Source organism: Vibrio sp. M260118 (assembly GCF_036533755.1).
In the GTDB taxonomy this organism is placed as follows: Bacteria; Pseudomonadota; Gammaproteobacteria; order Enterobacterales; family Vibrionaceae; genus Vibrio.
On record NZ_JATABG010000594.1, the window covers coordinates 1 to 1,259 of the forward strand.

2 protein-coding genes are annotated in these 1,259 nt (G+C 45.4%); one reads left to right on the top strand and one right to left on the bottom strand.

Going from position 1 to position 1,259, the window contains the following annotated elements; genetic code table 11:
* On the top strand, positions 1–830 hold an 830-nt coding region (locus QTO00_RS19865; RefSeq protein ID WP_331426282.1), incomplete at its 5' end, for a sensor histidine kinase.
* Position 831: 1 nt separating this feature from the next.
* On the opposite strand, the gene QTO00_RS19870 is transcribed toward QTO00_RS19865, so the two are convergent.
* A partial coding sequence (locus QTO00_RS19870; RefSeq protein WP_331426283.1) for a glucose PTS transporter subunit EIIB occupies positions 832–1,259 on the bottom strand: 428 nt, incomplete at its 5' end.

Sequence of the window (1,259 nt, forward strand, 5' to 3'; positions counted from 1 at the left end):
GTGCTGCTCTGGTCTTTTCAACGCTAATCCTTAGACGACTAGAAAAGGTCAACCACGCGATGAACCGAGTGTTGTGTGGTGAACGTGAAGTAAAGCTATCTGTCTCTACTAAAGATGATGAATTCGATATTTTAGCCATCCATCTCAACTACATGATTGAACAGATGGCGAAAAATGAAAGCACATTGAAGTCTCTGACCGTTGGTCTTGCTCATGACATGCGCACCCCTATGGCACGGCTAAAACTGCGCCTTGAAGAGGTATTACAAGACAAAGGCCTGAGCACTACGCAGCAGGAACAGTTCTCCGCTTGTCATGAAGAACTTGAGCTAATTTTGTCACTGTTTAATAGCATGCTCGAAATCGCCAAAATCAACAGTGGTCAAATAAATCTTGATAGTGAGCAAGTTGAACTAGGCAGCATTGCCAACGATGCAATTGAATTCATCTCTCCTCTCGCCGAACTCAAACAGCAAATCATTACATTTAGACGAGATCAAGAGTGCAATATAATGGGCGACCGTTCGTTGCTGTTTCGCGCTGTATTCAATGTAACTGAGAATGCGGTTAAATACACACCAAAGGGTGGCAAGATTGACGTTGTCGTCGATCACTTAGGTATCTCGGTTGCGGATTCAGGAATTGGTATTTCAGACCAAGACAAACTGCTTGTCTGCCGCCCGATGTACCGAGCTGACAAAAGTAGAACCGAACAAGGCAATGGATTAGGACTTTCTCTGGTTGATGCAGTGCTCAGCAGGCACAATGCGCGCTTGATGCTGCGTGATAACAACCCGGGGCTAAGAGCTAGGCTCTATTTCACCCACTAACTTAGACGTTGATAGAAAAAGGCAGCTCCAAATGAAGCTGCCTTTGCATTAATGAATCTAAATCAACCTTACCCATGTCATGCACCGAAAGACGAAGACGAGTGATACAAGCATCAATCGTGTCTAGGTTAGATTTTCCACCCAAAGCTTCAGTATATTGGGCTGCCAGCTTGGCTTTGTCAGTTGATGCCGCAGCTGCGCTAAGTTCTGACGCATCTTCACGACCTGGTGTTTTAAGGTCAAACTTAGTAATAGCAAAGCGGAACACAACATAGTAGACAGCGGCAAAACACAACCCTTGAACAACCAGCATGCAAGGCTTATTCGCCAATGGCAAGTTCATAGATAGGAAGAAGTCGATCAAACCACCGCTGAATGTGAAACCTGCTGTCCATTGGAATGTAGCCGCAATCGTCATTGACGCTGCTG